The sequence below is a fragment of the Roseovarius sp. JB2-10 genome (assembly GCF_055693585.1).
This window is the reverse complement of record NZ_CM146337.1, coordinates 2,554,827-2,573,349: the sequence shown is the minus strand read 5'-3', so window position 1 is coordinate 2,573,349 and position 18,523 is coordinate 2,554,827. Positions and strand designations below refer to the sequence as shown.

Below are 18,523 nucleotides of genomic sequence, written 5' to 3'. Positions count from 1 at the left end.
TGTTCAAAAAGCTATTCAGGAATGGATAAGCGGAATATACCCATTATCGTAAAATTGTTAGATCCATTTTGAGAAATCCGCATGTCGAAACTTCCCGGAGGCGTGTTGCTGCACGGTTTTAGCGTTGATCGCACCTCATCGGTGCCGATCTATCGTCAGCTGGATGCGGCGCTGCGCAGACTGATACTGGAAGGCACGCTGCATCCGGCTCAGAAACTGCCATCAACACGTGAACTTGCGCAAGATCTGAGCGTGTCGCGCATTACGGTCAAGTCGGTGTATGAACAGCTGGTTGCCGAAGGCTACGCCGAGGCCCGGACAGGTGCTGGAACCTATGTGGCGCACGGGCTGGATCCGGATTTCTCTCCGAATATTCGGCTCCCGCGCCGCCGCGCACATCCACCGGACATCGAGATTTCGGACCATGCCCGCATGATCATGTCGTCCCAGGCCAGCATCCGCCACGGCAAAACCGACGGGTTTCGGCCGGGCGTGCCTGCGCTGGACTTGTTTCCGGTCAAAACTTGGAACAAGTATCTTTTTGACGCGATGACTGTCCATGAACGCCGCAACCTCAGTTACGGAGGGGTCACGGGCTCGGCTGCGTTGCGCGCGGCGATTTCCCGACATCTGGCGGATGCGCGCGGCGTGCAGACCGATCCTTCGCAAATTATCATCACCTCGGGCGCGCAACAGGCGTTTGTCATGATTGCCTTTGCCTTGCTAAATCGCGGTGACACCGTCTGGTACGAAAATCCGGGCCACATTGCTGGCCGTGATGTCTTGCAGGCCATGGGTGCCCAGGTTGCGCCGGTCCCTATCGATGGCGAAGGGCTTGATCTCGATTATGCCATGTCGCGACATCCCAAACCCACAGTCATATTCACCACGCCTTCACACCAGCAACCATTGGGCACAACCATGTCACTGGTCAGACGGTTGGCCCTGCTCAACTACGCGCAAGAACAGAGTGCGTGGATTATCGAAGATGATTATGACAGCGAATTCCGTTACCGCGGCAGACCACTGCCGGCGCTCAGCGCTCTGGATACGGAACGGCGGGTTTTCTACGTCGGTACGTTTTCAAAGTCGATGTTTGCCGCCATGCGGTTGGGATACATCGTGGTGCCGCCGGGGCTGGTCGATACGTTTGCCAAGGCGCGCAACCTGCTGGGACAAAGCTCGTCGGCCGTGGTGGAAAGCGCGATGGCACAGTTTATGGACAACGGTCGTTTCGTCGAACACATCAGAAAAATGCGCCGGGTATACCGTGCACGGCGCGACGTATTACACGACTGCTTACAGCGGGACTGCGCAGATCATCTGGACGTGCAACCAACGGACGCGGGCATGCACATGCTGGCCTGGTTAAAGCGCGACCTTGATGATCAGACTGCCCACAGCGCCTTGCTGGAGGCCGGGATCGAGTCCCTGCCATTGTCGGTCTATGCGTCCAAACCGATCGGGCAAGATGCTCTTGTGCTGGGGTTTTCGGGCGTGAACGAGAAACGCATCCCAAACTTGGTGGGCCGCATGGCAAAAGCACTGGCGAAACTTTAGAGCCCTAGAATTTTACTGAAATTGCCCTATTTAGCACAGTCCCGATCAGCTAGGTTACCTGTCGTTCGGTGACGGTGCAGTATCTGCCGTCTTGGGCACAAAGCCCATCATGCAATGCACTCTCAAACCGGGGAGAAATTGCCCGCAAAGGCCGTCAGCAACGGCGACCCGGTTGCAATCAGCGCCTGAAATACTTCAGTCATGGAGATCTGCAACCCGTGGCTGGCCTTCCATTTGTCGAGGCGCGTCACCGTGGGCATAATGGCATCCTTGGCAGCTTCGGGCGTGCTTTCCGCCATTATTAGGCTTTCCAGCGCCAATTGATCGGTGCGCTTGGCGGCCAGATACATCACCGGACCAAAACCGGTGACGATCAGCAATGTGTAGAACACACCGTAGTAAAACAGCGTCGCCTTGATCGTATCGGCGTAGCCCGGATGCGCCTTGGTATCGACCAGCGGCAAAGGCCAATGCATCCACGCCATGGCCATAAACATGCCCGCGCTCAGCATCAAACCCGCCAGATATAAAAACCGCCGCGCCGCGCGCTGGTTACGCCCGTGATCAAACGCACGCTCCTCCAGAGGGGTGCCCGCGGGCGGGCTCGACAACGACAGGATCATCCCCAGCACAAGCGCCGCCACGCCTATCCCCGACAGCACGGATGAGTAATCAAGCAACAACCGAAAAAGCGCCAGCGCCGGATTGTCAGTACAGGGGCGACCGACCAACAGTGTCTTTTCAGGGTTGGTTTGGTAGTTGGGCACACCATTCTGCCATGTAAGTTCCTGACACCGCCGGACCTCTCCGCGCTCCAACACCTTTTCCATCACATCGGTGCCAAGCTGATGGTAGGAGCGCCAGCTCCAAATCGCCTCTTCCTGATGGCCAAAAACGCTGGTCAGAACAGGCATTTGCGTGGCGATCAGAACGGCAACCGCCAGCACGCGGGTCTTGGTCGTCAGGGGCCGCATCAACTCGCCCACGAACATCACGATCGCAATGATCACCAGAACGGAAAAAAACATTAGCGCGCCCAGATACCGGTTGCGCCCGGCCGCTTCGAGATAACCCTGCCCGTCGATCAGCAGATCATCCGCCGCAACGTCCAGCATCGGCACGCCCAGGTTGGGCACCATCCAATCGCTGAGCACAAAGATCAGCACCGGTGCCGCCAATATCAGAAAACAAGCCGGCGGTACGTGCCGCTTCTCAGTCAGGAAATTGCGCATATTTCAATCCGTTATGCCGCAGTGTTGCGGGAAATACCGGAACCTTAACACAACAACCTGAACGCGCAAAATCCGCAGAATTCAACCGCGCGGCAGCACACCCGATGCCATGAAGCCGCCATCCACGTTGAGAATATGACCGTTGATAAATGCCGCCTCTTCAGAGGCCAGATAACAGACGGCGGAGGCCACCTCTTCAGGCTCGGCATAGCGTTCGATGGGCGTTTGCGCATACCAGAGCGCGCGGTCCTGTGGGCCATGCACCTCTTTGATCATCGGCGTGTCCACAGGGATCGGGGCCACGGCATTGGCCGTAACGCCCTGATTGCCCAATTCGGCGGCCAAAAGGCGGGTCAGCATATCAACGCCCCCTTTGCTGCACGAATACGCGCCGCGCCCGATATTGGCGATCTGCCCGTTGACGGAACTCAACGTGATGATCCGGCCCCAGCCTTTTTTCACCATCTGACGTCCGGCCAACTGGCAGCAATGGAATGTCCCGTTGAGATTTACATCAATGATCTTTGCCCAGTCTTCCGGGTCAAAATCCAGCACCGGCAGGGCTTTGACAATCGCCGCACAGGTCACGAGGATATCTACCCCGCCCTGATCACCAAGCGCCGCAAAGGCCGTTTCAGTGGCGGCGCGATCCGCCACATCAAAGGCGCAGAATTCGACCCCGTCTGGCAACTCTGACAGCGCGCGCGTGCACATGTCTGCCGTCATATCGGCGATTGTCACGCGGGCGCCTGCCTCTGCCAGACCTTTGGCACAGGCCAGCCCAATGCCGCCGGCCCCGCCCGTCACCAACGCATATTTTCCGCTTAAATCAGCCATTTTGGCGGCTTTCGACCGGGAAAATGAAGCATTTATCACGGCGGATCATCAGCCAGAGTGGTTTTCCGGGGCTTGGCAGGAACACGTTGGGCACTGTCGCCTTCAGGATCGTGCCATCGTGGTCCATTTTGAATTCCACCAGACTCTCGCTGCCCATAAATCGCGACCGTTGTACGATGCCCCGCACGGCCGTGCCATCAGAGATCGTGGGGTTTGGCCCGCGACCGTCGCGATCAAAGTCGATTTTTATGTGCTGCGGGCGTGTGACGATCTCGACCTCATGGTCTTCCATCACACCGGGCGCCAGGAACTGGCCAAAAGGTGTTTGCACCAGAGACCCCTGAACTTTGCCCGTTATCGTATTGATATCGCTAAAAAACGCCACAGCATCACGATCTACGGGCGCGTTGTAGATGTTGTAGGGCGCCCCCTGCTGAACAATCCGGCCACCGCGCATCAACGCAATTTCATCCGCCATGCGCATCGCCTCTTCCGGCTCATGCGTGACCAATAGAACGGCGGTGTCTTCCTCGCGCAGGATATCGAGCGTTTCATCGCGAATGCCATCGCGCAGGCGGTTATCAAGGCCTGAAAACGGCTCATCCATCAGCATGATCCGCGGACGCGGGGCCAAGGCACGGGCCAAGGCCACGCGTTGTTGCTCGCCCCCAGACAGCTCATGAGGAAACGCGTCGATATATCCCGCCATACCAACGCGTTTCAGCAATTCCTGCACCCGTGCACCCATCGCCGCCTTGTCGCCTTCCAGACCAAAGGCCACGTTTTCGCCGACGCGCAGATGCGGAAAGAGCGCGAAATCCTGAAACATCAGCCCGATATGACGCCGTTCGGGCGGCACGCGGTAGACCGTGTCGCAGACCAGCGCGCCATCCACCCAGATTTCACCCTGATCCTGCATCTCGACACCCGCGATCATGCGTAGGGTTGTCGACTTGCCGCAGCCCGACGGACCCAGAAGGCACGTCACCTGCCCCGGCTGCACCGCCAGCGACACATCATCCACCACCACGCGCCCGTCATAGAGGCGTTTGAGGTTCTTGATTTCAAGTCTTGGGGGGCTTGCGTCCACGGGGCCTCACGTTTTTCCGATCAATTTGATCAGACATTCGACACGCCAGATAGCAATCCCACCCGTCTGAGGCAAGTGCGCCTTGGCATAGGGGGCGGTGATTTTGCTGCCGCGCGTATCCAGAGTTTGCTAAGGATTGTCAGGTTTGACGCCAAGCGGTGAGGTTTTCCATGGCAAAAGATGACGTGATCACAGGCGGCTGTATGTGCGGGGATATTCGGTACAAGGCCGATGGCAAGCCCATGCACACCGGTTATTGCCATTGTCGAAGCTGCCGTCACCATTCAGGTGCCGCCGTGGCCGCCATGCTGGTGTTCGCCCCGGCACAGGTAACGGTCACTGCCGGAGACTTGTCGCGTTACACCTCTTCGCCCGGGATCGAGCGGGGGTTTTGTGCGCGCTGCGGTACCAGCCTGAGCTGGCATGGCCACGGGCTGATCTCGGTGCACATCGGCACGTTGGACACGCCAGATGCCCATCCGCCCACGTTGCATTGGCGCCACGAAGAGCGCAGCCCGTGGTGTGATGTCGGGCGGGATCTGCCAAAGGTTAAAATGGTGTTTCCCGCGTCCTCATCGCCGGATTAAGGCCGTCGTGCGCTGGCAAGAACGGCGCTGAACCCGACGATCAGAACAACCACGCAGATCGCCAGCAATTGCTCGTATTTATGGCCCTCAGGCAGGATCGCGGCAAATGCCCCGTCGCGGTCAAAATACGCCACCGCCCCAAGGATAGCCGCGCCAAACGCCACCAGATAGGACCAAAGCGCCACCTGACGGCCCATCACCAGCCCCACAATCAAAACCGGTGTCAGGAACATGCTGGCGGTGCCGCTGACGGCCACCGCGTCAAAAAGGGTTTGGTTGCCCCAAAGCGTCAGAAGCGCGCCGAGGATCATGAAAATCACCATCGCCATGCGCCCCCCGTTCAGCGTTCTGGGAGAGAGCTTCAATTCATCGACGACCAGTCGCGCCGCCGACGCCAAGGCAGAATCAAGCGTACTGAGCGCGGAGATCAGCAGCGACACAAGCAATGCCACAAAGAGCCATGCCGGGAACATGTTCATCCATGTGCCGATTAACTGCCCTTCATATTCAGCGCCCAGAAGTGCCGCCTGAATGCCAAAAAAGCCAAAGGCGATGATGCAGAGGCCAGATATCCAGAAGGCGTGTAAAAACGACCGGCGGGTGGTGTCGCGATCCGCGATAAAGCCGCGATCCATCATCACCGGATCATGGGCCGGGTAGGAGAACACCTGCAGAAACGCGACCAGCAGCAACACCTGACCATTCCACGCGCCGCTGGTCCCTTCTGACGTCAAGACAGCACCCAGATCGAAACCCGGGCTGGTCACAAGCGCCACAAAGGCCATGGCGAAGACCACAAGAAACACCAGCATTTGCAGGACGTCCGTACGCAGCGCGGCACTCAACCCGCCCCAGGCGCTGTATCCAAGGCCCAGAAGCGCCACGATGATGATCGATGCCTCCCGCGCCAGTCCGACCTCGGGCAAAGCCGCTGCAAAGATCAGCCCGACAACCAAGAGATTGGCGAAAACTTCCGACAAAAGCCTAAGCGCGATCACGATGTTGTAGCAGGTCACGCCAGCGGTGCCAAAACGCGCGCCTAGCCAATCCTGCACCGATCGCGCACCGCCTTCACGCAAACGGCCCACGATAAAACCACCGGTCAGGAATGAGCCATAGTAGGCCGCATAGGCCATTGTGCCCCAAATGCCGTAGAAATACCCCAGGATGGCGGAGTTCATCAGGGATCGGGCGAAAATCCACGTGGTGACCTGGCTCAGCACCAGCATCCAAGGCCGGGCGCGCGCCCATTTGCACCGGCACCGCCGAAAAACCCTTCGATTGTGGCGCGTCGTGGGGCCACCATAAGGCTCGCCAAAACCACCAATCCAAAAACCATTACAATCGCGGTCGCATGCATCGCGTCATTCCCATCCCTGGTACAATTCGGATGGGCGTATCAGGAGGCGTCGACCCATGCCAGTCGATCCAACAAGCACCAACGCGATTGTGATGGATAGCTGTCCGAAGGGATAGTTCAGGCCTGCAAATCGAATGCAGCTTCGGCAACAATCCGGCCGTTGACCTGCAGTTCGATCCGATGTGGGCCGGGGTGGAGGCGAAACGTTGTGGCGTCGCCTTTTAGGGCGTGTTTTTTGTTTAAGGTCAGCGGTTTGTCGGCCTTTGTTTCACTCGTTTTCAGCTTGAAAACCTTGCGGCCTGCGCGTCCATCCGGGCGGTGGAAATGCAGCACGTAATCTACAATCACCGGCCGGGGCTGAGGCGTTGTGAGCGTGCAACTGAACGACAGCGCCTGCCCGATGCGCACCGGGCCGGGTGCCAGTGTGAGCCGGGCATCAATCTCGATATCCGGGCGATATCCCAACAGGAGGAGCGCATCAGAATGGCCATCCTTGATCAGGGTGCGTGCCGCATGACGCGTGAGCCATGCCAGTTCTTTTGGGTCTTGCCTGCCTGCCCCTTGCCATTTGGCCAGTTGCGCGACAACCGTGTCCGGCGCGAATTTCGCGATGTCATTGAGGTGATTGGCAACCGAGCGCGTGACATAGCGCGTCGGGTCGGCATGCAAGACGTCCAGAAATTTCAGCGGCACCATCGGATCAATCGTCACCTTGCTGGCCCAGGGCAGTTTGGGCCGGGTGCCTTCGCTGACCAGCCGGCGCACATGGTAATTCGCGTCCTCGACCCAGAGGGCCAGTCGTTCCAACGTCTGGTCCGGCCATTGGTTCAGGAAGGGCCGGATATAAAACTCCATCGAGAACCGTTTGGTGGCCCGGTGCAGCAGGTCCAGCGCCCGGTTGAGATGCGCGGGCTCCATTCCGTGACGCACCGCCAATATACCGGGTGTCGCGTGAATGAACCGGCCAAAATCATCATCTGACAAAGACGGGTCAAGTTCGGGTGGCATGGCCGCTTCCAATTGATCCGCCATGGTCGGGAAATCGCTGGACAGCCGCGGCTCCAGACAATCGGCGATCCAATCGAGCCGCGCCATGAGTTCGCGTTCCGCCAACCCTGACATCACTTCAGCATGAAACGCCTCCGCATCGAACCCGGGCACCCCGGCGGCAAATTCTGCCGCCAGATCACCAATACTGTCGGCATTGAACAATTGGTCCTTGAGTGAAAACCCTTGTGCCACAGCGCCGTACCGCCCCTTTACATGGTTGAGTTTGTCGCGCCGCCATCCAGCAGAATGTTCTGCCCGATCATGTACCCTGCGTGCTGCGAGCACATGAACGCACAGGTTGCGCCGAATTCCTCCATGGTGCCGTAGCGACCGGCAGGTATGGTCGCATTCCGGTTGGCCATGGCTTCCTCGACCGAAATGTTCTGGGCTTTCGCCGCCGCGTTATCCAGCGATACCGCCCGATCTGTTGCGTGAATACCCGGTTGCAGATTGTTGATCACCACGCCCGAGCCAGCCACCTGACGGGCTGTTCCAGCGACGTAACCGGTCAACCCGGCGCGCGCCGAGTTGCTAAGGCCCAGCACCGGCACCGGGGCTTTGACGCTGACCGAGGTGATGTTGACCACCCTGCCCCAACCGCGCTCCATCATCCCCGGCAGGGATGCCTTCATCAGCGCAATGGGTGTCAGCATGTTGGCGTCAAGCGCCTTGATGAAATCCTCGCGCTCCCAATCGCTCCAGAGCCCGGGGGTGGACCGCCCGCATTTGTCACCAGAATGTCCAGATCACCCGCCGCTGCCAGCACCTTTGCCTGGCCGTCGGGTGTGGTCACATCGCAGGCGACAGTTTCGACCGATACGCCAAAATCCGTGCGGATTGCAGCGGCGGAGGCCTCAAGCGCCTCGCTCCCGCGTGCATTCATGACCAGATCAACCCCGGCTTCGGCCAATGACCGTGCGCATCCCAGACCCAAACCCTTGGAGGAGGCACAAACCAGAGCGCGCTTTCCGCTAATTCCTAAATCCATGATGAATTCCCTTTGCAATTCCCCATGACACATACCATTCGTGCGCGCAGTATTGCCAGAGAAAGCGGCGCTCATTGACCCGCCACCTGCACAAACCTACGTTACCCGAACAACCACTCGCCCAACGTCATCCACTTCACCGAGAGCCATGAGCACACCCACGCGCGCCCCTTCGCAATCGATCCCGGTCTACCAGTCGGCCGATGTGACTGTGACCAGCGGTGCCAATCTGGGTGATCCGATTTCATTTGCCGCAGAGCTCGACCTTGACGATACCTATGAACTGGCCGTCGGCGCAACGCAGCTTAGCCTGGCGATACACGCCATTTCCGAAGGTACGTTCGAAATCGCATCGGATACCCAGATCGGGACACCCGGTGCCACGCTTCATCTCGACAGTTGCCTGACGTTGATGTCCGGGAATGGTGTGACCACGGAAATCCTCGTGCTTGTCGAAGTCGACGTCGAGGGGGATGTCGAAAACGTCTTTGCCCTGCCGCTGGCCCCTCTGCAGCCGCAACTTGGGTACTCGCTGGTCGGGATCAACCAAGACAGCGCGCGCACAAAATTCGCCGAAGCGGCATGCGTCTCATTTACTCGCGGCACGCATATCACGCTAGCCTCAGGCGAACAGAAGCGGATTGAAGAGTTATCCGTTGGTGACAGCGTCCTGACGCGCGATGACGGGCCGCAAAAAATCCGCTGGATTGGCAATGCAACAGTGCGCGCCATTGGCGAATTTGCCCCGGTTCGCATCACGGCAGGCACATTGCACAACGAAAACGATCTGCTGGTCAGCCCGGATCACCGGTTGTTTATCTATCAACGCTCGGACGCGCTTGGCGCGGGTCGTAACGAAGTGCTGGTGCGGGCGCGCCATTTGATCAACGGGACGACGGTGGTGCAGCAAGACGGCGGATTTGTTGATTATTTTCAACTGCTTTTCGACGATCACCAAATCATCTACGCCGAAGGGATCGCGGCAGAGACATTGCTGGTGGATGGGCGGACCAGCCCGGTACTGCCGCCTGAGCTGGGTCAGCGATTGGCCAAGACCCTGTCGGGGCATGCCGATCGCAAGCATTTGCAGTTCGAAGTCGGTGAGAGCCTTTTGAACCACCCGGATATGGCCAAATTCCTCAAACGCGCTTCGACCCGCTGAGGCTCGTCACGCCTTTTGCTGCGCGGCCATGATTTCCTGCAATTTCTGCGGTGCAACGGCCAGCGATACCTTGGCCGCCAGATCACCCGATATCATCGCCTCCAGCGCCAATTTGAAGCGGGAGGATTTGGCACTGCGCCGATAAAGGTCTGCATATTCCCAACGCAGCACTTCTGATCCGGCCACCAGCACCGTTGTTGCAGCACTTTTCTTGCCCGTCAAGTACGCGACCTCCCCCACAAACGTGCCCGAGGGCAACGCAAACTCCGCGCCCAGCTTTTGCACCCGCGCGCCACCGCTGATGATGAAATAGAGGTCATTTGACGCGCCACCTTCTGTGGCCAACACCATGTCTTCGTCAGTTATGAACCGCTCCGCACGGCGGATCAGAGACCGAAAGTCGCCCGGGGTCAGATTGCTAAATTGCGGATAGATATCGCGATGACGGGCGGGCACAATCATGCGCGAGCGCTGTGCCATCAGGCTCATCAAACCAAAAAGGTTCGCGGCCCCCATCGCAAGCGACGTATAAATTGCCTCCCACAGGGGGGACGACGCCACGGTCGCGTAGTACCAGATGTAAAGAATGGTGCCGACCAGCACAAAGATCCGCAGCAGCACCTGATTGATTGTCAGATATCCCAGCACAAATGTGCCACCCGCCAGCAATACCAGCGTTTCAGGCGTCAGTAGCCCCGCCATCGCTCCCCCCAAAAAGTATCCTTGGCGCATAGCACCCGAAACATGCCTTTGCGTAAAGAAATATTTCGGGGAGGAAACAGATCAGGCGTTACGCCTCTGGCATGGCATAGAAAAATTCTTCACGGGTGATCTTGCCATCCGCCACCGTGTAAAGTGCGACCTCTTCCATATCCATCATCTGTCCGCTGCCTTTTTCACCGGCACGCATCTTGAAAATCACGGCAAAGCGGTCGTCGCCATGGGGCATCGGATCGGACACATGCGCCTCTTCCACCTCCATGGTGCTTTCCCACCAGTCATGTTTGGCGCTGATCGCCTCGACACCACGGGCCTCGCGCCCCTGTCCCATATCCGCTGCCTCAACCGACACCGCATCAGGCGCATAAAGTTTGGCAAGGTTCTCCTTAGAACGGTTTTCGCGACATCCGGCGACCAGTTCCTGAGCAATTTCGTGCAATGACATGAATGATTCTCCCTATGTATGTTCATGTTATGTTCGCATTTAATCTGGTGGCACGCACCTCGTCTACTGACAGTTTCGGAATGCGCATTCCCTTGCTTATTGCGGCGCGCTTGCCTATACGCCGCCCCATGTTGGACAACGCCTCAAACTCCCCCGAATTGCCGCCGGAAATTGCCCGGCGCCGCACCTTCGCGATCATCTCGCATCCGGACGCGGGCAAAACCACGTTAACGGAAAAATTCCTGCTTTTCGGGGGTGCGATCCAGATGGCGGGGCAAGTGCGGGCCAAGGGCGAGGCCCGGCGCACGCGGTCGGACTTCATGCAAATGGAAAAGGATCGCGGGATTTCCGTTTCCGCCTCGGCAATGTCGTTTGATTTCAAACATTTCCGGTTCAATCTTGTCGATACACCCGGCCACTCGGATTTCTCCGAGGATACCTATCGCACGCTCACTGCCGTGGATGCGGCCGTGATGGTGATTGATGGCGCAAAGGGCGTGGAGAGCCAGACCCAGAAGCTTTTTGAGGTCTGCCGCCTGCGCGATCTGCCGATCCTGACCTTCTGTAACAAGATGGACCGCGAAAGCCGCGATACGTTCGATATCATCGACGAGATTCAGGAAAATCTGGCGATTGACGTGACTCCCGCGTCCTGGCCCATCGGTGTGGGCTCGGACTTCCTCGGCTGTTACGACATGCTGAACGACCGGCTCGAATTGATGGACCGCGCTGATCGGAACCGTGTTGCGGAATCGATTGAGATCAAGGGCTTGGACGACCCTGCTCTTGCAGATCACGTGCCTACCACCCTGCTCGACAAGCTGCGTGAAGAGGTTGAGATGGCACGCGAGCTACTCCCTGAGCTCAACCCGCAATCCGTCCTTGAAGGACACATGACGCCAATCTGGTTCGGTTCCGCCATCAACTCGTTTGGCGTCAAGGAACTGATGGACGGTATCGGCACTTATGGCCCCGAGCCACAGCCACAGCGCGCCGAGCCGCGCCAGATTTCACCCGATGAGACCAAGGTTGCCGGGTTTGTCTTTAAAGTGCAGGCCAATATGGACCCCAAACACCGCGACCGCGTGGCGTTTTTGCGCATGGCATCGGGGCATTTCAAACGCGGTATGAAGCTGACCCATGTGCGGTCAAAAAAGCCGATGGCGATCAGCAATCCGGTGTTGTTTTTGGCCTCCGATCGGGAACTGGCCGAAGAGGCATGGGCCGGGGATATCATCGGCATCCCGAACCACGGTCAGCTGCGCATCGGGGACACCCTGACCGAAGGTGAGGCGCTGCGCGTGACCGGCATCCCCTCCTTCGCGCCAGAGCTTCTGCAACAGGCTCGCGCGGGCGACCCGATGAAGGCAAAGCACCTTGAAAAGGCCCTGATGCAATTTGCCGAAGAAGGGGCGGCCAAGGTGTTCAAACCCGCCTTTGGCTCGGGTTTTATCGTGGGCGTTGTGGGCGCGCTGCAATTTGAGGTTCTCGGCAGCCGAATCGAGTTGGAATACGGTCTGCCGGTGCGCTTTGAAGCCAGCCAGTTTACGTCTGCCAGATGGGTGAGCGGCGATCGGCAAGCCGTTGATAAATTTACGGAATCAAACAAGCAACACATCGCGCATGATCACGACGGTGACACCGTATACCTGACGCGTTTGCAATGGGATATCGACCGGGTTGAGCGTGATTTCCCGGACGTCACACTGACGGCCACCAAAGAGATGATGGCCAGCTGAAAACGCCGCGGAAAACGGCCAGAGACGGCAACAAACACGCCCTAATTGCAAGGATTGTTGTGAGCTCGTGTACACTTGACCCCGAAATTGGGAAATTGCTGCAAAATTCCCCTAAATTTGACACAATTTTTCTTGGCTTGAGATCACGGGACTGTTATCAGCATTCTTGGATTTGTAACGAGTAAGGAGAATACGATGTCTACATTCCGTAATGCTATTCTAGCTGCATGTGTAGCACTGGCCCCTTCGGCCGTGTTTGCAGCCCCCATCGCCGCCGATGATTACCTTGCCCTGGACTATAATGGCTTGCGGTCAATCTGGACACCTGGCGGAAACAACACAACCAGCTCACACGCTCTGGTAAACGGCAATGGCGCAAGCGCCACGTGGTCGTTCGGCACAGGCGGCGCCTTTTCGTATGATGGCTCGAAAGCCTCGTTGACAGGCACGGCCACAAACACCGGTCAATCCAACCTGGCTTTTGATTTCGATCTGCAGTTCGACATCAAAACAACTGGCAACACAGCGTATTGCCAGCAGGCAGGTGCCGGCAGCATGCATGACTGCTCAACCACAAACGCGGGCATTGACCCAAGTGACTGGACCTACTTCTCGCTGAGCTCCGCGATCTTCACAGGCGCCGTTGGCTCGCACATGGAAGGTCTGATCTACTCTTTGGTCAGCAACCCAAAGCACGCACCACAAGCTGGTGAAGCGGCAAACGCGCTGGAAGAAACCGGTCTTGGCTTCTCGATGTGGTTCACATGGGAAAAGTCGGGCATGAACGTGTCAGACTCGGCGGACCTTTACACTTTCAACAGCTCGGGCAAGGGCGACATCAACATCGACCTCGAAGTTGACCCGAACGGCACAGGCGGTACGGTTCCGCTTCCAGCCGCAGCATGGATGCTGCTGGCCGGTATCGGCGCACTGGGTGCAGCTGGACGTCGCAAAAAAGCCTAAGCTTTTTTGAATTCGATGCTAGATTGGCCGCCTCTAGGGGCGGCCTTTTTCGTGTTGGAGATCTCAGATGCCTTTGCAAAATCGTGTGCTGCCCACCGGTGACATCGTCGCGGCCCCGTTTCGGGGCACATTGATGGGCAACCGGGGCATTCTGCACGACGATCACCAACGCCTGAAAACGTCGCGCTGGACCCATCCGCACTGGGTCACCTGCGTGTTGACCTACAACGACTGGCACCGCCCGGTCATGACACCGCGCCGCTACACCGAGTTGTTTTTCCTGGATGAATGCACGGCTCTGGCGGCGGGTCACCGCCCCTGTGGCCTATGCCGGCATCAAGACTACACCGCATTCCGGTCCGCATGGGCAGCCGCACATGGGTCACAGTCGTTGGAGCATGATGACAGGATGCTGCACAAGGCGCGTGTCTCCCGGACCCGCCACCATCTGCGTCACGCCGCCCCGATCGACGCGCTGCCAAATGGGAGCTTCATCTGGCATGACGGGGCCGCGCATCTGATCTGGGGTGCTCATATGCTACGCTCCGAAGAGGGGGCATATACAGACTGCGTTCCGCGCCCCGCCTCGGGCACAGCAAATGTGCTGACCCCTGCCCCAACGGTTGCGGCACTTAGCAACGGGTATGAACCCGGCCTGCATCCCGATGCCAAAAACCTGCTGCGGGCGGCGGGTGGATTGGTTTAAATCTGGTCTAGTTTTCGGTGATCAATCCCGTGTGCAACCCGGGATTGTTGCGACTTTGACGACAAAGTTTGCACTGTTCCGCCCATTTGGGTTGAATTGGCCGCGTCCATTGACCCACACCCCCTTCTTCCGGTAAGCCCTGCGTATCCGGTCATTTTTTGTGGATGTCCACAGGCCCATGCGGGGCCCGACCTGATATCAGATGCGCGGGCCATGGACGTGTCCGCAAGTAACGGACACATATGACCAAGTTTTCTGAGTTAAAACTGAACCCGAAGGTTCTGAAAGCAATCGTCGAAGCGGGCTACGAAAGCCCTACCCCCATTCAGGCAGGTGCCATACCACCCGCGCTTGAAGGCCGTGACGTGTTGGGCATCGCCCAGACCGGCACTGGCAAAACGGCAAGCTTCACTCTGCCCATGCTCTCGCTGTTGGCGCGCGGACGCGCCCGGGCGCGGATGCCGCGCAGCCTTGTGCTCTGCCCGACGCGCGAATTGGCCGCACAGGTTGCGGAAAATTTCGACACCTATTCCAAGCATTTGAAGCTGACCAAAGCCTTGCTGATTGGCGGTGTGAGTTTCAAGGAACAGGATCAGTTGATCGATAAGGGGGTCGATGTCCTGATCGCAACACCGGGCCGGTTGCTCGACCATTTCGAGCGCGGCAAATTGATCCTGTCTGACGTCAAAGTCATGGTTGTGGATGAGGCGGACCGGATGCTGGATATGGGGTTCATCCCCGATATCGAACGCATCTTTGGCATGACGCCTTTCACCCGGCAAACGCTCTTTTTCAGCGCAACAATGGCGCCGGAAATTGAACGTATCACCAATACGTTCCTCAGCAATCCTGAGCGTGTCGAGGTGGCCCGTCAGGCCACCGCATCGGAAACCATTGAACAGGGCGTAGTCATGTTCAAGGGGTCACGTCGTGACCGCGAGGGTACCGAAAAACGCAAGCTTCTGCGTGCAATGATCGATGGTGAAGGTGAGAAATGCACCAATGCGATCATCTTTTGCAACCGCAAGACGGATGTGGATATCGTTGCCAAAAGCCTCAAGAAATATGGCTATGACGCCGCTCCTATCCACGGTGATCTGGACCAGTCGCAGCGGACGCGCACCCTTGACGGGTTCCGCGAAGGCGCGTTGCGGTTCCTGTGCGCATCAGACGTGGCGGCGCGGGGCCTTGATGTGCCTTCCGTGAGCCATGTGTTCAACTTCGATGTGCCCGGTCACGCCGAAGATTACGTACACCGTATTGGCCGCACGGGCCGCGCCGGTCGTGATGGCAAGGCGATGATGATCTGCATTCCGCGCGATGAGAAAAATCTGGATGCGATTGAGCGCCTGATCCAGAAGGAAATCCCGCGGCTGGACAATCCGTTGAAATCCGATGCGCCCAAAAAGGATGAGGCCGCTGAGGAAAAGGTGGCCAAACCGCGCCGCAGCCGTTCCCGCAAGAAATCTGAAGAGACGGCCGAAGCGCCGGATAAGGTGGTGCAGGATCAGGTTGTGCAGGATCAAGCGACAGATGCGGCATCAGCCGACCCTGCCCCAGAGGCGCCACAGGAAGACGCACCCAAATCACGCAATCGTCGCGGTGGGCGCGGTAAGTCCGACAATCGGCGCTCGGATGGCAACAAGGTGGTTGGCATGGGTGATCACATGCCCAGCTTCATTGCCCTGAGTTTTGATGATCGTCGCGCGGGCTGAACCCGCCCGCGATTACCTGACCGGAACAGAAAAGAGCGTATAGGCCCCGTGTAGCGCGACCTGCTGCGCGCCTGTTTCGGTCACGAAAACGCCCAGCCCTTCATAATCCGTGGGACAGGCCACCAGATCTGCAGCGTCATCCAGGAATTCGCCGGTGACATTGCTTTCGCCAACCAGATAACACTGATCCCCCTCCGCGCGATATGGCCGGACGAACGGCAAATCTGGGTCTTCCGGCGGGTGCGGTGCAGGTTCCGGCGTGCATGCGGCCATCAGCACCGTAACGCTGAGCAATACCCGTGTCATCACTGTCTTTCTCCTCTGTCCAAGGCCCCTCTGACCGGCTCGTTTGTCACGATCCGTCCTGGTATCGAGCCGCCCGGGACACGCCTGATTGGCCTTATGCTTACATGGTTTCAAACCTTGACGTTAGGGAAAGTGCGCCTCTAGGTTGAGTTATTTCAGATACGCATAGGACAGATTGATGATACACCCGTTTAAACTCGGACTTTGCCTATTGATACTTACCTCCGCCGTGGCGCAGGCGCAGGTCAGCGAAACCCAAGGGACGCGCAACTATCCATTGACCAAAGGCGATGACGCGACCATCGGTTTGCCCTTCAATACCGTGACCAGTTCTTTCATTGGACCGGAATCCTGTATCACGGGGTTCGAAGCCAAACAGGATGAACAGGACACAGGGTCATTCACATCCCGCCTGTTGCAGGTGTCCAGCACCTTGGGCCTCATGCAGACGCTCAATATTGATGTCTCGGCCAGCGGCAAGGTATTTGGCGCGGAAAGTTCGGGGAAAATGGGTTTTGCGGGCAGTACGTCGCTCAATCAAAACAATCTCAACTATGCGTTTTATGCCAATCGGGAAGGCCCGACAAAATGGCTTCGCCCAAAAGAGGGTGAAACGATCCGCTTGACCAAATCCGCGATGAAGCTGCTGAAAAACAAAGGTGAAAACGCGTTTCGGGATAAATGCGGCGATTCCTTTGTGCGGGCCAATTACACCGGGGCAGAGGGATTTGCGATCCTGACCCTGACGGCGATTGATCAGACAACACGCGACAAGATCACAGCCTCCGTCAATGTGGCCGGCGTCGCGTGGAAAGCGAGCGCAAGCATGGATGCTGAAATGACAAAGCAGACAAGCAGCAAAAACCTCCGGATCACGTATAAACAGATCGGCGGTGGTGATGGCGTCAGTGCTACAGACGAAACAAAAGCCGCCGAAACAGATTGGGACAAGCTCAAAGGCAAGTTGGAGAGTTTGCAGACCACAACCAACACCGTGCCCGTCGGCTATCAGGTGCAATCCTACAACGCGCTGATAGATGTTGAAAAACTCAAGCTCAAGCCCAGCCCCGACCTTGTTCTACTGGCCTACTACCGCGCCAGCTACGAAACACTTGCCAATACGATTGACCAGATCAAAGCCATGGGCAACGGGTCCGAATACACCCATGTGCTGGGACGCAACCAAATGGGTGGTGCGGGGGATGACATAACAATTAGCCAGCTCAGCAAAGCGATCCGCGACGACATCGTACAAACCAGCGATCTTTATGACGCCTGCAACAGCTGGAAAGCCGAAGGCGCTCCGGCGGCCTGTGCGGATACGGATGCGCTGACGGCCAATCTAACGGGCACCTTGACGGACCCCTATATCTATATGTCCCGCCTGCCGCTCAAGATGGCCAACAAAGCCAACCCGGTCGAGGCGTTTCTGCCAAAGTCTGATCTCAAAAAGGCGCTTCTGCGTCAAAACCACATTCCTGCGGCGGATGGATCCTGCAAGTTGCAGCAAAAACTTGAGCTGTCTCATCCCGGCTGCAAGGATATTGCCCAGCTCAATGCGGAGTACGGGCCCGAGCTTGACGCGGTTATCACCGACACCTGGTATCCCAAGCCTGCCGGGTATCAGATCAAATCTCTCTTTACGCGCGCTGAAATCTGCCTGACCGCCCATCCGAAGAATAACAAAGACAACGTGCTCTTCATCCGGGCGTGCAAGGCCAATGCTACAGAAGCCAAGCAGCGTCTCGCGACGGTCGACACTGGCCAGTTGCAGATTCGCACGGACGAATGTGTGGCCGGACCAACAAAAAGCGGCGCGCGCGTGGCACCGCATAACTGCAAAAGCCGCGAAAGCCAGCAGCTCTGGCGGTTCATCCCGCTGGATCGCGATGCGTCCTCCGCTGATGCCGGAACGCCGGGCCTGATTCAGGAAGCCGGGTTTGGCAGATGCCTGACCTTCAACGAAAAGAACGACACGAAACTGACCTATGTCCGAACGGCAAATTGCAGTTTTGACGACAAGAAACAGCATTGGTCTTTCGTTCCAAACGCAAACTGAAGCT

General features: G+C 57.8%; 15 protein-coding genes and 2 pseudogenes. 8 read left to right on the top strand and 9 right to left on the bottom strand.

Annotated features, from left to right (window positions below):
• Positions 1-81: 81 nt before the first annotated feature.
• Positions 82-1,560, top strand: a complete 1,479-nt coding sequence (pdxR, locus tag ACZ1HJ_RS12920) for a MocR-like pyridoxine biosynthesis transcription factor PdxR (protein WP_472719069.1) — start codon at positions 82-84, stop codon at positions 1,558-1,560.
• Between the two features lie 122 nt (positions 1,561-1,682).
• On the opposite strand, the gene ACZ1HJ_RS12915 is transcribed toward pdxR, so the two are convergent.
• The 3 genes from ACZ1HJ_RS12915 to ACZ1HJ_RS12905 all read right to left on the bottom strand — a co-directional run bounded on the left by ACZ1HJ_RS12915 (position 1,683) and on the right by ACZ1HJ_RS12905 (position 4,719).
• Positions 1,683-2,792, bottom strand: coding sequence for a hypothetical protein (locus ACZ1HJ_RS12915; protein ID WP_472719068.1), 1,110 nt, complete (start codon positions 2,790-2,792; stop codon positions 1,683-1,685).
• A gap of 81 nt (positions 2,793-2,873) precedes the next feature.
• Positions 2,874-3,629 carry an SDR family NAD(P)-dependent oxidoreductase gene (locus ACZ1HJ_RS12910; RefSeq protein WP_472719067.1) on the bottom strand — a complete coding sequence of 252 codons (756 nt, stop codon included), beginning with the start codon at positions 3,627-3,629 and terminating at the stop codon, positions 2,874-2,876.
• Complete coding sequence (locus tag ACZ1HJ_RS12905; RefSeq protein WP_472719066.1) at positions 3,622-4,719, bottom strand: ABC transporter ATP-binding protein; 1,098 nt, start codon at positions 4,717-4,719, stop codon at positions 3,622-3,624. The genes ACZ1HJ_RS12910 and ACZ1HJ_RS12905 overlap by 8 nt, the downstream gene beginning before the upstream one ends.
• A gap of 170 nt (positions 4,720-4,889) precedes the next feature.
• Between ACZ1HJ_RS12905 and ACZ1HJ_RS12900 the strand changes: the two genes are divergently transcribed.
• Positions 4,890-5,306, top strand: coding sequence for a GFA family protein (locus ACZ1HJ_RS12900; RefSeq protein WP_472719065.1), 417 nt, complete (start codon positions 4,890-4,892; stop codon positions 5,304-5,306).
• Here ACZ1HJ_RS12900 and ACZ1HJ_RS12895 read toward each other — a convergent pair.
• The 3 genes and pseudogenes from ACZ1HJ_RS12895 to ACZ1HJ_RS12885 form a co-directional block, all read right to left on the bottom strand.
• A pseudogene (locus ACZ1HJ_RS12895) lies at positions 5,303-6,666 on the bottom strand (SLC5/6 family protein). The gene ACZ1HJ_RS12900 and the pseudogene ACZ1HJ_RS12895 overlap by 4 nt on opposite strands.
• Positions 6,667-6,783: 117 nt before the next feature.
• Positions 6,784-7,908 carry a hypothetical protein gene (locus ACZ1HJ_RS12890; protein ID WP_472719064.1) on the bottom strand — a complete coding sequence of 375 codons (1,125 nt, stop codon included), beginning with the start codon at positions 7,906-7,908 and terminating at the stop codon, positions 6,784-6,786.
• A gap of 17 nt (positions 7,909-7,925) precedes the next feature.
• Positions 7,926-8,704, bottom strand: a pseudogene (locus tag ACZ1HJ_RS12885) (SDR family oxidoreductase).
• A gap of 148 nt (positions 8,705-8,852) precedes the next feature.
• On the opposite strand from ACZ1HJ_RS12885, the gene ACZ1HJ_RS12880 reads away from it, so the two are divergent.
• The gene (locus ACZ1HJ_RS12880) at positions 8,853-9,866 is read left to right on the top strand and encodes a Hint domain-containing protein (RefSeq protein ID WP_472719063.1); all 1,014 of its coding nucleotides are present in this window, start codon (positions 8,853-8,855) and stop codon (positions 9,864-9,866) included.
• Between the two features lie 6 nt (positions 9,867-9,872).
• Here the strand turns inward: ACZ1HJ_RS12880 and ACZ1HJ_RS12875 are convergent, their stop codons facing one another.
• Together ACZ1HJ_RS12875 and ACZ1HJ_RS12870 are read right to left on the bottom strand one after the other, a co-directional pair.
• Positions 9,873-10,568 carry a cyclic nucleotide-binding domain-containing protein gene (locus ACZ1HJ_RS12875; protein WP_472719062.1) on the bottom strand — a complete coding sequence of 232 codons (696 nt, stop codon included), beginning with the start codon at positions 10,566-10,568 and terminating at the stop codon, positions 9,873-9,875.
• 88 nt (positions 10,569-10,656) lie between these two features.
• Positions 10,657-11,031 carry a SnoaL-like domain-containing protein gene (locus ACZ1HJ_RS12870; RefSeq protein ID WP_472719061.1) on the bottom strand — a complete coding sequence of 125 codons (375 nt, stop codon included), beginning with the start codon at positions 11,029-11,031 and terminating at the stop codon, positions 10,657-10,659.
• Positions 11,032-11,159: 128 nt separating this feature from the next.
• Between ACZ1HJ_RS12870 and ACZ1HJ_RS12865 the strand changes: the two genes are divergently transcribed.
• The 4 genes from ACZ1HJ_RS12865 (at position 11,160) to ACZ1HJ_RS12850 (ending at position 16,154) form a co-directional block, all read left to right on the top strand.
• The gene (locus ACZ1HJ_RS12865; protein WP_472722208.1) at positions 11,160-12,770 is read left to right on the top strand and encodes a peptide chain release factor 3; all 1,611 of its coding nucleotides are present in this window, start codon (positions 11,160-11,162) and stop codon (positions 12,768-12,770) included.
• Positions 12,771-12,965: 195 nt separating this feature from the next.
• On the top strand, positions 12,966-13,733 hold the full coding sequence (locus ACZ1HJ_RS12860) for a VPLPA-CTERM sorting domain-containing protein (RefSeq protein ID WP_472719060.1): 768 nt from the start codon (positions 12,966-12,968) through the stop codon (positions 13,731-13,733).
• Positions 13,734-13,800: 67 nt separating this feature from the next.
• Positions 13,801-14,439: a hypothetical protein gene (locus tag ACZ1HJ_RS12855; RefSeq protein ID WP_472719059.1), complete on the top strand. Its 639-nt coding sequence runs from the start codon at positions 13,801-13,803 to the stop codon at positions 14,437-14,439.
• A 242-nt stretch (positions 14,440-14,681) separates the two neighbouring features.
• Positions 14,682-16,154 (top strand): DEAD/DEAH box helicase, encoded by a 1,473-nt coding sequence (locus tag ACZ1HJ_RS12850; protein ID WP_472719058.1) that lies wholly within the window; start codon positions 14,682-14,684, stop codon positions 16,152-16,154.
• Between the two features lie 12 nt (positions 16,155-16,166).
• Here the strand turns inward: ACZ1HJ_RS12850 and ACZ1HJ_RS12845 are convergent, their stop codons facing one another.
• Complete coding sequence (locus tag ACZ1HJ_RS12845) at positions 16,167-16,460, bottom strand: hypothetical protein (protein WP_472719057.1); 294 nt, start codon at positions 16,458-16,460, stop codon at positions 16,167-16,169.
• Between the two features lie 211 nt (positions 16,461-16,671).
• Between ACZ1HJ_RS12845 and ACZ1HJ_RS12840 the strand changes: the two genes are divergently transcribed.
• A complete protein-coding gene (locus ACZ1HJ_RS12840) occupies positions 16,672-18,519 on the top strand; it encodes a ricin-type beta-trefoil lectin domain protein (protein WP_472719056.1) in 1,848 nt (615 codons plus the stop codon).
• The last annotated feature ends 4 nt before the right edge of the window (positions 18,520-18,523 follow it).

Coding starts and splice junctions, on each gene's coding strand:
- ACZ1HJ_RS12860 (WP_472719060.1), top strand. CDS start 12,966: ATGTCTACATTCCGTAATGCTATTCTAGCTGCATGTGTAGCACTGGCC.
- ACZ1HJ_RS12850 (WP_472719058.1), top strand. CDS start 14,682: ATGACCAAGTTTTCTGAGTTAAAACTGAACCCGAAGGTTCTGAAAGCA.
- ACZ1HJ_RS12855 (WP_472719059.1), top strand. CDS start 13,801: ATGCCTTTGCAAAATCGTGTGCTGCCCACCGGTGACATCGTCGCGGCC.
- pdxR (WP_472719069.1), top strand. CDS start 82: ATGTCGAAACTTCCCGGAGGCGTGTTGCTGCACGGTTTTAGCGTTGAT.
- ACZ1HJ_RS12915 (WP_472719068.1), bottom strand. CDS start 2,792: ATGCGCAATTTCCTGACTGAGAAGCGGCACGTACCGCCGGCTTGTTTT.
- ACZ1HJ_RS12910 (WP_472719067.1), bottom strand. CDS start 3,629: ATGGCTGATTTAAGCGGAAAATATGCGTTGGTGACGGGCGGGGCCGGC.
- ACZ1HJ_RS12845 (WP_472719057.1), bottom strand. CDS start 16,460: ATGACACGGGTATTGCTCAGCGTTACGGTGCTGATGGCCGCATGCACG.
- ACZ1HJ_RS12870 (WP_472719061.1), bottom strand. CDS start 11,031: ATGTCATTGCACGAAATTGCTCAGGAACTGGTCGCCGGATGTCGCGAA.
- ACZ1HJ_RS12875 (WP_472719062.1), bottom strand. CDS start 10,568: ATGGCGGGGCTACTGACGCCTGAAACGCTGGTATTGCTGGCGGGTGGC.
- ACZ1HJ_RS12900 (WP_472719065.1), top strand. CDS start 4,890: ATGGCAAAAGATGACGTGATCACAGGCGGCTGTATGTGCGGGGATATT.
- ACZ1HJ_RS12865 (WP_472722208.1), top strand. CDS start 11,160: ATGTTGGACAACGCCTCAAACTCCCCCGAATTGCCGCCGGAAATTGCC.
- ACZ1HJ_RS12880 (WP_472719063.1), top strand. CDS start 8,853: ATGAGCACACCCACGCGCGCCCCTTCGCAATCGATCCCGGTCTACCAG.